The 13,564-nt window shown below is 44.2% G+C and carries 11 protein-coding genes and 1 rRNA gene (1 of these 12 only partly in view); 9 read left to right on the forward strand and 3 right to left on the reverse strand.

Annotation, left to right across the window (positions count from 1 at the left end; genetic code table 11):
- From ACVFI8_RS15320 to ACVFI8_RS15330, 3 genes are read left to right on the forward strand one after another with little or no spacing between them, the layout of a single operon-like run.
- A complete protein-coding gene (locus tag ACVFI8_RS15320; protein WP_457871811.1) occupies positions 1-3,723 on the forward strand; it encodes a pilus assembly protein in 3,723 nt (1,240 codons plus the stop codon).
- On the forward strand, positions 3,724-4,155 hold the full coding sequence (locus ACVFI8_RS15325; protein ID WP_305883133.1) for a type IV pilin protein: 432 nt from the start codon (positions 3,724-3,726) through the stop codon (positions 4,153-4,155).
- Positions 4,156-4,159: 4 nt separating this feature from the next.
- Positions 4,160-4,465 (forward strand): hypothetical protein, encoded by a 306-nt coding sequence (locus ACVFI8_RS15330; protein ID WP_457871812.1) that lies wholly within the window; start codon positions 4,160-4,162, stop codon positions 4,463-4,465.
- Positions 4,466-4,488: 23 nt separating this feature from the next.
- Here the strand turns inward: ACVFI8_RS15330 and ACVFI8_RS15335 are convergent, their stop codons facing one another.
- Positions 4,489-5,007 (reverse strand): GspH/FimT family pseudopilin, encoded by a 519-nt coding sequence (locus tag ACVFI8_RS15335; protein WP_457871813.1) that lies wholly within the window; start codon positions 5,005-5,007, stop codon positions 4,489-4,491.
- Positions 5,008-5,520: 513 nt separating this feature from the next.
- Between ACVFI8_RS15335 and ACVFI8_RS15340 the strand changes: the two genes are divergently transcribed.
- On the forward strand, positions 5,521-5,859 hold the full coding sequence (locus ACVFI8_RS15340; RefSeq protein ID WP_137674920.1) for a P-II family nitrogen regulator: 339 nt from the start codon (positions 5,521-5,523) through the stop codon (positions 5,857-5,859).
- Between the two features lie 59 nt (positions 5,860-5,918).
- Here ACVFI8_RS15340 and bamD read toward each other — a convergent pair whose 3' ends face one another.
- Positions 5,919-6,656 (reverse strand): outer membrane protein assembly factor BamD, encoded by a 738-nt coding sequence (bamD, locus tag ACVFI8_RS15345; protein WP_248712703.1) that lies wholly within the window; start codon positions 6,654-6,656, stop codon positions 5,919-5,921.
- Positions 6,657-6,930: 274 nt separating this feature from the next.
- Here bamD and rluD point away from each other — a divergent pair, with 274 nt between their 5' ends.
- From rluD to clpB, 3 genes are all read left to right on the forward strand, one after another.
- On the forward strand, positions 6,931-7,899 hold the full coding sequence (gene rluD, locus ACVFI8_RS15350; protein WP_248712702.1) for a 23S rRNA pseudouridine(1911/1915/1917) synthase RluD: 969 nt from the start codon (positions 6,931-6,933) through the stop codon (positions 7,897-7,899).
- A 3-nt stretch (positions 7,900-7,902) separates the two neighbouring features.
- Positions 7,903-8,631: a peptidoglycan editing factor PgeF gene (gene pgeF, locus ACVFI8_RS15355; protein ID WP_457871814.1), complete on the forward strand. Its 729-nt coding sequence runs from the start codon at positions 7,903-7,905 to the stop codon at positions 8,629-8,631.
- A gap of 123 nt (positions 8,632-8,754) precedes the next feature.
- The gene (gene clpB, locus ACVFI8_RS15360) at positions 8,755-11,325 is read left to right on the forward strand and encodes an ATP-dependent chaperone ClpB (RefSeq protein ID WP_457871815.1); all 2,571 of its coding nucleotides are present in this window, start codon (positions 8,755-8,757) and stop codon (positions 11,323-11,325) included.
- 39 nt (positions 11,326-11,364) lie between these two features.
- On the opposite strand, the gene ACVFI8_RS15365 is transcribed toward clpB, so the two are convergent.
- Entirely contained in the window at positions 11,365-11,625 is a 261-nt protein-coding gene (locus ACVFI8_RS15365; RefSeq protein ID WP_457871816.1) for a hypothetical protein, read from the reverse strand.
- 178 nt (positions 11,626-11,803) lie between these two features.
- On the opposite strand from ACVFI8_RS15365, the gene pssA reads away from it, so the two are divergent.
- Together pssA and ACVFI8_RS15375 are read left to right on the forward strand one after the other, a co-directional pair.
- Entirely contained in the window at positions 11,804-12,664 is an 861-nt protein-coding gene (gene pssA / locus ACVFI8_RS15370) for a CDP-diacylglycerol--serine O-phosphatidyltransferase (protein ID WP_248712698.1), read from the forward strand.
- 484 nt (positions 12,665-13,148) lie between these two features.
- A 16S ribosomal RNA gene (locus ACVFI8_RS15375) occupies positions 13,149-13,564 on the forward strand (it continues 1,127 nt past the right edge of the window).

Genomic DNA, 13,564 nt, shown 5'->3' on the forward strand with positions numbered 1-13,564 from the left:
ATGAATGGTCGATTAAGCGCTGGACTGCTTGCAGTGGTTCTCTCGGCTGGTGTGACCCTTCCTGTATGGGCCGATGACACTGAATTATTTTTATTTGATTTTAATAGCCTAAGCTCAGCAGACCCTAAAGTACTGATTATTTTTGATACCTCTGGCAGCATGGCGTGGAATATCACCACGCGTGAAGGCTATAACCGTGATGCTAGTGGTGATGTTAGCTACCAAAACTACCCGATTGCGATTAACTCACAAAATAGCCTAGATAACGACTTTATTTACTTCACGGTTAACGGTGTCGACGGGTCTTATATCCCCACGGGTGCTAATGATGACCGTCGGTTTATCTGGGACATTAACAATTGCGCGGCGTCTTATGAAGCTTTGGCCAAAAATGGCATTTTTACCGGGTATTTCAGAGAGCATCGCACTCAAGGGCAAACCGGTTCTTGGGATGATGTTCGGCTTAATAATGGTGCCAATTACACGGTCTTAGACTGCCTAGATGATTATGAATTAGCCAGTGATGCGACAGATGGTAAGCTGCTAGACGATAGCGGTAACGAACGCTCCTTTACCGTTAAGTTGCAGGCTGATGACGGTACGTTCTACGACAAAATTGTCTCTACCATTAATCCTGGCCAATACCGTGAAAGTAATAATTCTTATGTGGCTGCTCCGCAAGGACATCCAATTAATGGGGCGGCAAACAATACTGAAGATTTTTACACCTTAGTGAAAGCCGATGCAGAACAAACCACTAAAGATAGTTTTGATGATGGGTATTTGATAACGCTCTATTCAGCAAACTATTTACGCTGGTATCACCATAGTGATGCCACCACCACTCGCCCGCGTATCGAAATCGCGCAAGAGGCGATGGAAAATGCACTAAGTACCATTAACGGGGTTAAGTTTGGTTTGATGGTATTTAATCGGTCCAATGATGGTGGTCGAGTTATTCGCGGTATTCAAGCCTCAGATGATAATGACGATTTAATCTCTGACATCATTGAGCTAACCGCAGACGGCGGCACTCCCTTAGTTGAAACATTGATGGAAGCTAAGCACTACTTTGCTGGTGAAGCGGTTGATTACGGCAAGAGTGGCAATAACAATGAGCGTAATGATCGAGATAGGAGCATTGAGTCTGGCAACAACTACATTTCGCCCTACGAAGTAGGCTGTGATAGCTCAATTAATATTATCTATGTCACCGACGGCACGCCGAGTGTTGATGCCGACGAAAATAGCAATGTTACCGCATTACCTATTAATACCGCCAATGTACCTGGCTGTGATAATGCCACCACGGTCGCCGCTTGTACTTGGAAAGATCCGGTCGGTTTTGGTACGGGAAGCGAAACCAGTTATTTACCTGTTTTGTCTAAATGGATGAATACCAATGATATCAATCCTAATATGACGGGACGGCAATACGCCAAAATATCAACCATTGGTTTTGGTGAAGATGTCATTGAAGGTGGCACGGCGATGCTTACTGCTACTGCAGAGAATGCGCAGGGGAGCTTTTATCCCGCAGAAGATGGGGTAGCGTTAGAAGCGGCTTTTCGCCAAGCGCTGATCGGTATCTATGAAGAAAGCTCTTCATTGGTATCCCCTGCGGTCACCAGTAATAACTTCGACCGCACTCGCACCTTAGATCGTATTTATTATGCGATGTTTAAGCCTTCTTTAAATCCAAGGTGGCGCGGTAATCTTAAAAAATTAGAACTTTCATCAGCTGGGTACATGGCAGATCAAAACGGTAATCCTGCCATCGGCGCCGATGGTTCGATTATCGATGAAGCTAAAACCTTCTGGTCGACAGTGAAAGATGGCAACAATGTTGAGTTAGGCGGAGTGTCACAAACACTCGCCAGTAACAGCGCAAGGATGGTTTATTTTAATCAAAGTAACAGCGGTAACTTCTCTCAACTAAACCTGACGAATTTAACCAGTAAAGCTGGGACTGCGGATGCCTTAGCCAATCACTTAGGGGTAAACAGTGATGATATCGCAGAACATGTTAATTGGATCCGCGGTCAAGACGTTGACAATGATGATGGAGATACTAGCACAACCATTCGTCGAGACTTGATGGGAGATCCTTTGCATTCTCGACCTCTAGTGATTAACTATGGTTTACGTTCTGGTGTGGCTGAGGACAGCACCGACGCCGATGATATGGATATTCGTATTTTAACCGGGACCAACGGCGGTGCTTTACACATGTTCAAAGATACTGGCTCGTCAGTGTCTGAATCATGGGCCTTGTTTCCTTATGAGTTATTAGGCAGGCAACTATCGTTACGTAATAACATTGCTAGCTCTCAGCATATTTATGGGGTTGATGGTACCCCGGCTGTATTTCTTAAAGATACCGACAATGATGGTAAATATACGTCTAGCGGAGACAAAGTACTTGTATTTACAGGACTACGTCGAGGGGGGGCGGTTTATTACGGTATGGACTTAACCAATCCAGATTTGCCTAAAATGTTATGGAAGATCGACAGTTCTAATGACAACTTTTCTGAGCTTGGCCAAAGTTGGTCTCAACCTCAGGTAGGTTATGTACCAGGGCATACAAATCCGGTGGTTATTTTTGGTGCGGGTTACGATGTAAATCAAGATTTAACCACCCCTGCTGCTGATACTAAAGGACGAGGTTTATATATTGTAGATGCTATAAGCGGGGCGTTAGTCTGGAGTCTCACTAATGCAAGAGATGATCGCCTAACACATAGTGTGCCAGCTAAAATAGCCACCTTAGACAGTAATGGCGACGGTAACTTTGACCGTCTGTATTTCGGTGATATGGGAGGTCGAGTGTGGCGTGTTGATTTACATTCTTCCGATCAAAGTAAATGGAAAATGACCGCCTTAGCGAATATCAGTGACCCGACGGTCGCTACTGATAAACGTAAGTTTTTTACCGAACCAGTGATTGTTAGAACCTACCTGAAGAGACTCACTCGGGTTACCACCGGCGAAGGCGAAAACGAAGTGACTATTACCGATTCGCAACAAGTGCCTTACGATGCGGTGCTGATTGGCACGGGTGATAGAACTAAACCGGTTAGTGATAAAGATCCTGGTGGGGTTGATAATCGATTTTATATGTTCCGTGACTACAATGTTCAGTCGACAGATTTCACCGCAGTCGCTTCTGGCAGCCAACCTGTAGCGATTAGTTCTAGTGAGCTATACAACATAACCAGTGACCCTATTGGATCTTTAACCGATGAATCTGCGATTGAAACTCAGCTTATTGCCTTAGGCTCAACGAATGGCTGGGTATATAACCTGGTTGAAGATGGTGAGAAATCACTCGGCGCCGCGATTGTACTCGCCAGTGAAGTGTATTTCACTTCGTTCATCCCCGAAACCACCAACTCGCAGACCTGTACCATTCCAACGATAGGGAAAGGCCGAACATATGCAGTAGACATGCACATAGGCGCGAGTATCAATACCAATCGTTATTATGATGTTGCTAACAAAGTACCTGATGATCTCATTATTCACTCAGGTGAAGATGAAGAGGGTGAATCCGTTATTCGGGTATTTGGTGGAGATCCTGGTGATGAATTGGTGTATGACGACCAAAATGACGATCAAGACCATACTTGTGAAGAGACGGGTGCTTGTATGCAGGGTTCAAGAGAAGCCAATATGGATATGAGTCCGAAGCAAATTTACTTTTATTATGAAGAGGATTAAATGCGCCATTATTCACGTGGAGTCACCCTTATTGAATTAATGATAGCGGTAGCTATTGTCGCTATTTTAGCGGCGGTAGGGTACCCGGCCTACACCTCATTTGTGGTTGAATCTCGTCGAGCAGAGGCAAAGAAAGAGTTGAGCACTCTCGCGGTTTTACAAGAGCAATATTATGCAGACAACGCAGAATATAGCGCAAGTTTAGCCGACTTAGGTCTAGCGGGGGCTGGTGCGTCGAGTTATAACACCGAAAGTGCTTATTACTCGGTGACCTTAACGGCCTCTGCTGCCGCTGGCACTTTTAGCGCCAAGGCTACGGCAATAGGCTCACAATTAAGTAGTGATACAGATTGCAAAAGTTTTTCAATTAATGAAGAAGGGGCAAAAAGCGCCGTGAGCTCTACGGGTACCTCAAGCACTGATTGTTGGTGAAATTATGAAAAAAAGCATATTATTTTTGATCTTGGCTTTACCTTGCTCTTTAGGGTTTAGTCAAACTGTTAAGTGTTATATGGTCGGTGATAGCGGCCAAAGTCAGGTGATTATTGCCAGCCCAAAACCGCTTAATGTGAGTGACAGTGACTACCTTGAAGTTGCTACAGCTGAACTGGAAAGTCGTTACCTTAATCACCCGAAAACGCAGCAAAAGTTAGGTACAATCAATCAGTTTGAATGCGTGTATTTGGATCAGCTTTTCAATACTGAAGAAGCTAATACTCAGTTTTCTGAATTAGTACATTAGGATAACTATAGGGCTAGAGCGGACTAGATAGGGCAGCTCGCTTTTTCACTGTCGGTGACAAAGCGAATATTGCCAGCCAATGAAATTTTGACTCCATCTATATAACTGTTGTCATTGGAGCAAAAATATATACTCCCCGAGTTTCCTGATATGAGACCATCACTGCCAAAGGTCAGTGAATTTATATTACCGCTGAAATCTACCTTTCCCGCTTTGCTAAAAGGTTCTGCCGCTAACAATACTTTTTCGCTAGTATCTAGTTTGCCATTATTATTGTCATCGCCAAACACGGTTAAACCCGAGTTTACCCCTCCCCCGCAGTCGCTAGCATTAGATTGAAGTGCACAAATGACAACTCTTTGATTAAGGTTGATGGCTTGGCTTCGAGCGAAACGGACTTCACGCATTATTCTATTGGTCGACGCGTCTGCGGCCATAAATTGAAATAGGTTAGACAGATTAGGTACGCCAATACCTAACAATATAACCGCAATAGCCACGGTGATGAGTAGCTCTAGAAGAGTAAATCCCGCTTGTTTCATATATAGATACAATCCCTATGAATCTATTACTAATTTAAGTGTATACCTTATTGACTAAGCTGCAGGAAATATTGTGTAGGATGGGCGAATGGCTGAAATAATAATTATACCGCTTCAATAAACTAGAGCCTTTAAGTTGATGCATCACCATTGAGAGTGCGCGACATCTTTATTACTACGATTTTAGGGCTGCCTTATTTTGCCATCAACCACTTCATGGCGTGCCGTGTAGGACGGTATGATTTTATTGCTTAATGTGGTTTTTTGGTGCCCGATTAAATATTTTTTTGACTAAAGCTGCGGTTAGGTATGTATTGGCTTTCTGTAAGATATTGATTTATTTGGTGCTTAGTTCATCTCAAAGCTACATTAATGTGACGTTTATCTTACATAATTCGACCTTTTAGCCAGATTTATTGATTAAGCTCTCTTCTCAATATTGTTAGTTGGTTGCGCTTGGCTTAAAGTAAGGCATAGTAGATTTACAAAAATGATAAATATAAGGAAGTACAAATGAAGCAAGTAACAGCCATTATCAAGCCATTCAAGATGGATGATGTTCGCGAAGCCTTAGCTGAGATTGGTATTACCGGTATGACAGTGACTGAAGTAAAAGGCTTTGGTCGTCAAAAAGGTCACACTGAATTGTATCGTGGCGCTGAGTACAAAGTCGATTTCTTGCCAAAAATGAAATTAGAGTTGGTGGTTCAACAAGACGATTTAGAACGTTGTATTGAAACTATTGTGCAAACGGCACAAACCGGCAAAATTGGTGATGGTAAAATCTTTGTTCGCGACGTAGATAGAGTGATTCGAATTCGTACTGGCGAAGAAAATGAAGATGCCATTTAATTTGATGTATCTATAAAAAAGGCGAGCTAACTAAGCTCGCCTTTTTTATTGGAATAATTTTACAAATTAGCAGCAGAAATCTGTTCTGCTTGAGCGGCCATATCGTCTACTCCAAGGGCTTTATAGCCTTGCGCCATTACATCCAAGGCTTCTCTCGCCGATGGTGTATCTGGGAAGTTTTCGATAATGTAGCGCGCACGGTTAATCGCTCCAATATAGGCTTCACGTTTAATGTAGTAACGTGCCACCGCTATCTCGTGTCGAGCGATGTTATCTTTTAAATAAACCATTCGCTGTTTGGCATCGGCTGCATAATCGCTATTAGGGTATCGATTGATCAAGCGACCAAAATCACGAAAGGCTTGGCTAGAAAAACTTGGGTCGCGATCATAGCGATCAATGCCAACCACACTCTGGAACAAGTTATAGTCAGCAGCCATGTTAGTTAAACCTCGCATGTAATAAACATAGTCAAGATTATCATGGGTTGGATTATTACGAATGAAACGATCAGCACTGGCTAATGCCATGGCTGTATCACTCCGTTTGTAATAAACGTAGAGTAAGTCTAATTGAACTTGACTAGAATATGGCCCAAAAGGGTAGCGGGTATCTAAAGCTTCTAAGTTGTCTACAGCATCGCCAAAGGCGCCATTGTTGATGGCTGTTTGCGCTTCAGCATAGAGCTCTGATGCAGGTTTATCAGGGATTTTAGGCTTTTCTTTGGAAGAAGAACAAGCACTTAGCATTAGGCCAAGCAATACTACAGAAATTGTTTGTTTATATACGCGCTTCATTTGATTACAAATCATCTTGGTTATAAATGTGACGGTAACAAAGCAACGCTAGGTTGGATTTAGAATAAAATCCCTGCCGACTAGACTGTTTTAGCGTTAAACCAATCACCATTAAATAATGGGCAAACAGTATCCTCTATGCTACCTAAACCGTCAATCATCGAGTGATATATATAGTGGGAGTCTGATCGAACAAACAATTTTCTTCTATGCTTTAGGCTGAGAATGATTACAATAGCCGGTTTTGGCCTTCCCGTTAGAGGTAATACCTAAGATGAGTCAACAATTAGAGTTGCATGCAATCGTCGATGAAGAGCTTGCAGGCGCACGCTTAGACCAAGCTCTAGCAACGTTATTTCCCGATTACTCTCGTTCTCGGATAAAAGAATGGATATTGGGTGAGTGTGTTCGTTTGGATGGCGAACTTAAGGTGAAGCCTAGGGAAAAGGTCGTGGGCGGTGAAGATGTTGTATTAAGCACCGTGTTAGAAGATGTGGTTGAAGCGCAAGCAGAAAACATTGAGCTAGACGTGGTTTACGAAGACGATGATATTCTAGTCATCAATAAGCCGATAAATATGGTGGTGCACCCAGGTGCAGGCAACAACAGTGGTACTATCCTAAATGCTCTATTGCATCGTTACCCAAGTATTGCTGAAGTTGCTCGTGCCGGGATTGTGCATCGGCTTGATAAAGATACCTCGGGTTTAATGGTTGTCGCTAAAACAGTACCTGCTCAAACTCATTTGGTCGAGGCTCTGCAAGAGCGTCGAGTAACACGTGAATATGAAGCCATTGTGACTGGGACCATGACAGCGGGAGGGTTAGTTGATGAGCCAATCGGCCGCCACCCCACCAAACGAACCCATATGGCCGTAGTTGAAAATGGCAAGCCTGCAGTCACTCACTATCGAGTCGCAGAGAAGTTCCGCCAACATACGCGTATCCGCCTTCGCTTAGAAACGGGTCGAACACACCAAATTCGGGTGCACATGGCGCACCTTGGCCATTCATTATTAGGTGACCAAACCTACGGGCGCTTGCGTTTACCTAAAGGTTCAAGCCCTGAATTGATTGAAATAATGCGTGGGTTTAGGCGTCAAGCACTACACGCTGTGATGTTAAAATTGGAACATCCAATTACTGGCGAGATGATGGAGTGGCACGCTCCTGTTCCTCAAGATATGTTAGACGTTGCTCAGGCATTGCGTGACGACCATAAACTTAATCCTGATTTAGGCTAAGTTGTGGCTATCCATTCGGTTAACTGGCCTTGTCCTGATAATGTTACTGCTATATACAGTGATAGATTAGGTGGGGTAAGTTTACCGCCCTTTGATTCCTATAATTTGGGCGATCATGTGGGTGACTGTGAGCTGGCGGTTCAAGCCAATCGCCTTGCCTTTCAGCAACACATGCCCACTAAAGTATGCTGGCTAAAACAAGTGCATAGCACCAAAGTGGTGGATGCAACTCGTTGCGCTGGTCAGCAGATTGAAGCTGATGGCAGTTATACCAGCCGCCCTGAAGCTGCATGTGTGGTGATGACCGCAGACTGTTTGCCTATTTTATTGTGTGATCAGCAAGGAACGGTTGTCAGTGCTGTTCACGCCGGTTGGCGAGGCTTGGTCAACGGGGTGGTAGAAAATGCGGTGGCTAAGATGAATAGAGATCCGGCAACGTTGATGGCGTGGATGGGGCCTGCGATAGGACCTAGTGCTTTTGAAGTGGGTCAAGAGGTGAAAAGAGAGTTTGAGAAGCATGACCCTCAGGCGCAGCTAGCATTTAAACCTAGCTTTCATCCTAATAAGTATTTAGCCGATATTTTTGCCCTTGCCGAGCTTCGTTTCAAGCGCGTAGGGCTGACAGAAATTTACTCTGATCGCCAATGTACATTTACATCCCCGCAGCAATTCTACTCTTACCGACGCGAAGCCACTACAGGCAGAATGGCTGCAGCTATTTGGCTAGGTTAATTACTCGTTAGCGTCACAAAGTTGCTATTTAGCTTAAATATTAAACGCTCTAAATCTTGAAAACTCGTCTTGTTACACCAACATAATAGGTAATAGCGTACTTAACTTTAGTGGAGGTGTTGTATGCGCCTAGATCGATTTACCAGCAAATTTCAATTAGCTATATCTGACGCTCAGTCTTTGGCATTAGGTAGAGATCATCAATTCATCGAGCCTGTGCATTTAATGTCGGCTATGTTAAACCAAGATGCGGCTTCTTTACGTCCTTTGTTAGTTGAAGCCGGTATTGAAGGCAGCGCCTTACGCTCGCAGTTATCTCAAGCTTTAGAGCAATTGCCTAGAGTGGAAGGTAGTGGCGGAGACGTGCAGCTTTCAAGCCAATTGGTGGTGTTACTGAACTTGTGCGATAAGTTAGCTCAAAAGCGGAAAGACAAGTTTATCTCTTCAGAGATTTTCTTTTTGGCGGTCACTGAAGATAAAGGCAAGCTGGGCGATATTATGCGCGGCTTGGGAGCGAACAAAGAAAATATCAATAAAGCGATTGAGAAGTTACGCGGTGGTCAAAAAGTGGATGACCCCAATGCCGAAGATCAACGCCAAGCCTTAGAAAAATTTACTATCGACCTCACCGAACGGGCAGAGCAAGGCAAGCTTGATCCTGTGATTGGTCGCGATGATGAAATTCGCCGCACCATCCAAGTGTTGCAAAGGCGAACCAAAAATAATCCTGTATTAATCGGCGAACCGGGTGTGGGGAAAACCGCTATTGCAGAGGGGCTTGCTCAACGAATTATTAACCACGAAGTGCCTGAAGGCTTAAAAAACAAACGTGTGCTTTCTCTTGATATGGGCTCGTTGGTTGCAGGGGCTAAATACCGAGGCGAGTTTGAAGAACGACTTAAAGCGGTGCTTAATGAGCTTTCTCAAGAAGAAGGCCAGGTGATTTTGTTCATTGACGAATTACATACCATGGTTGGCGCCGGTAAAGGTGATGGTGCAATGGATGCCGGAAACATGCTAAAGCCGGCGTTAGCAAGGGGAGAATTACACTGTGTGGGAGCGACGACCCTGAATGAGTATCGCCAATATATAGAGAAAGATGCAGCACTCGAAAGGCGTTTTCAAAAAGTATTGATTGAAGAACCCAGTGTCGAAGATACCATTGCCATTTTACGTGGCCTAAAAGAACGGTATGAGTTACATCATTCGGTAGAAATTACCGACCCTGCGATTGTAGCCGCAGCCAGCCTGTCTCACCGTTATATTTCAGATAGACAGCTTCCCGATAAAGCGATTGATCTGATTGATGAGGCCGCGTCGAGTATTCGCTTACAAATTGATTCTAAGCCCGAAGCTTTAGACAAGCTAGAACGAAAAATAATCCAGCTTAAATTAGAAAGTCAGGCACTACAAAAAGAGTCTGATAGCGCGAGTTTGAAGCGTTTAGGCTTACTCGATGATGAACTTGCCGACAAAGAACTTAAGTTTAAAGAGCTTGATGAAGTGTGGAAAGCTGAAAAAGCCGCACTCACGGGGACTCAGCACATTAAAGCCGATTTAGAACAAGCTCGTTTAGATATGGACATTGCCCGTCGAGCCGGTGATCTAAATCGTATGTCAGAGCTACAGTATGGGCGAATTCCTGAATTAGAACGACAATTAGACCTTGCCTCGCAAGCAGAAATGCAAGACATGACCTTGTTACGTAACAAGGTCACTGATGCTGAAATTGCCGACGTGCTTTCACGTTGGACCGGCATACCAGTCAACCGGATGTTAGAAGGTGAGCGTGAAAAACTATTGCGTATGGAGGACCAATTGCACTCACGGGTGATTGGTCAAGAAGAAGCGGTCGAAGCTGTATCTAATGCCATTCGTCGTAGCCGAGCCGGTTTATCAGATCCCAATCGACCGATTGGTTCATTTTTGTTCTTAGGACCAACGGGAGTGGGTAAAACCGAACTGTGCAAAGCCTTAGCTGAATTCATGTTTAATACCGAAGACTCAATGGTACGCATCGACATGTCGGAGTTTATGGAAAAACACTCTGTCGCGCGTTTGGTAGGGGCGCCTCCCGGGTATGTGGGTTACGAAGAAGGCGGCTATTTAACGGAAGCGGTGAGACGACGTCCGTACTCAGTGATCTTGCTCGACGAGGTCGAAAAAGCGCACCCCGACGTATTTAATATTTTGTTACAAGTATTGGATGATGGTCGACTAACCGATGGCCAAGGTCGCACCGTCGATTTTAGAAACGCCGTTATCATTATGACTTCTAATCTTGGTTCCGACATTATCCAAGAACGACACGGCGATATGACTTACCAAGAAATCAAAACGGCATTGATGGAAGTATTAACTCAGCAATTCCGACCTGAGTTCATCAACAGAATCGATGAGTCTGTAGTATTTCATCCCTTGGCAAATCAACAAATTCGCCAAATTGCCAGTATTCAAGTACAACGCTTGGTTCCTCGCCTCGAAGAAAAAGGCTACAAGTTGGAATTTAGTGAAGCAGTACTAGATAAGCTCGGTCAAGCTGGCTTTGACCCAGTATATGGTGCGCGTCCACTCAAACGGGCTATTCAACAACAGTTGGAAAACCCATTAGCGCAAGCCTTATTAGCCGGGAAACTAGAACCGGGGAAAACCATTCGCATCGATGTAGTTGACGGTGAATTGTCATTTGGCTAAGTATCTGTAGAGTGTAACGGGCAGTGAGTGACAAGAACGCTAACTGCCCCGTTTTCGCTGTTGTTGTTGGGCTGATTTAAACGAGAGGTAACTTTCTATTTGGCTGTTGCTCAGTAGCTTAATTATCTCACTGTCTTTTTCTTTCATCAGGTCACGCATGGCTTTCCACATGTGTTTTCTATCGCCGTCAAAGCTAAACAGCTGATCCATCATAAAAGAGTACTCAGTCTCTAAATGGATGAATTTTTCAATTTGTTCAGTGCTTAATTGTAAGCATTCGGTCAACCGTTCTATATTCATGCCTAACCACCAACTAAAATGACGTTTGCCTTTGGCTTATACCTGTCTGCCTAGATAGCCTCAGTTGCTATAACATATAGTTCATCTGCGCCGATTTGTCTGTCAGTCGCTATTAACAGTTAGGGTGATATGCTATTTTTAGCCTTGTATTTTTTAGGCAATTTCACAGAGTAACTTAATGACAGAACAAAAAATTAGTGATGGGGCCCGCCAGAAAGGCATTTTCTTGCTTCCTAACTTATTCACTACCGCCGGTCTTTTTTCAGGATTTTACGCCGTAGTTGCATCGATGAATGGGCAGTTCGAGGCTGCAGCAATTGCCATATTTGTCGCAATGATTTTTGATGGTGTAGACGGAAGGGTTGCACGTTTAACCAATACAGAAAGTGCCTTTGGCGCAGAATATGATTCAATGGCCGATATGGTATCGTTTGGCATTGCACCGGCGTTAGTTGTTTATAATTGGGCCTTGCATGACCTAGGTAAAATTGGTTGGCTAGCCGCTTTTGTCTATACCGTAGGCGCCGCGTTGCGTTTAGCTCGCTTCAATACGCAAGTTGGTATAGCGGATAAACGGTTCTTCCAAGGTTTAGCTAGCCCTGCTGCTGCTGCGTTGATTGCTGGTATGGTGTGGTTTGCCCAAGACATGGAGTTCTCTGGTAATAGCTTAGAATACTTAGCCTGCTTCATTACCGTCATGAGTGGTCTACTAATGGTTAGTAACTTTAAATACCATAGCTTCAAAGGTATCGACCTGAAAGGTAAGGTTCCCTTCTTTGCAATATTGCTGGTGGTGTTAGTGTTTATCGTTGTAGCGGTGAAACCTGCACTTATTTTGTTTGCCTTATTTGCCGCCTACGCAGTGTCGGGACCTATATATACTATCCGTACGGTAAATGAACTTAAAATTGAACATGTGGTGGGTGATGAAGAAGACCACGATGAAGTTGTAGCAAAACCTACCAAGGTGAGTGACAACAAAAAAGATATTGAGCAAACAGAAACCGAACAAACAGCGGACACCTCTGACAAAGAGTAAGCTTAGCTTGTCGTTAATAGGGGAAATAACATAAAGGGTGCTGTTAATAGCACCTTTTTGCTGAATAAATGAACGCTTTTGGTTGTATGTTTGGTTAAATGCAAAAAAAACCAAATAACAGTTGATTTCAAAGTTTGCTTCCCTATAATGCGACTCCACTGACACGGCACGCAGCGCTGCAAAGCGAAGCACATAGCAAGTCAGGGTTGGTAAGGCCTGAGGCTCTACTAGCGGCGGTTAAACGCTTCATCTTCTCCCAAGAAAATTTCTTCGGAAAAGAATGAAAAAAGCGGTTGACAGTCACAGAGGAAAGCGTAGAATGCGCACCTCGCTTCGACAAGAAGCAACGCTCTTTAACAATTTATCAAGCAATCTGTGTGAGCACTCACAGAGCACTAAGCGAAAAAAATTAGCTTAAGTGGACTGGAGTGACACACTGTTTTAACAGTAATAATTTCAGTATTTACTTTGAGCGAAAAAACTTTGATTGAAGAGTTTGATCATGGCTCAGATTGAACGCTGGCGGCAGGCCTAACACATGCAAGTCGAGCGGTAACATTTCTAGCTTGCTAGAAGATGACGAGCGGCGGACGGGTGAGTAATGCTTGGGAATATGCCTTTACGTGGGGGACAACAGTTGGAAACGACTGCTAATACCGCATAATGTCTTCGGACCAAAGGAGGGGACGCTTCGGCACCTTTCGCGTATTGATTAGCCCAAGTGGGATTAGCTAGTTGGTAAGGTAATGGCTTACCAAGGCGACGATCCCTAGCTGGTTTGAGAGGATGATCAGCCACACTGGGACTGAGACACGGCCCAGACTCCTACGGGAGGCAGCAGTGGGGAATATTGCACAATGGGCGAAAGCCTGATGCAGCCATGCCGCGTGTGTGAAGAAG

It is taken from the genome of Agarivorans sp. MS3-6 (assembly GCF_054112545.1).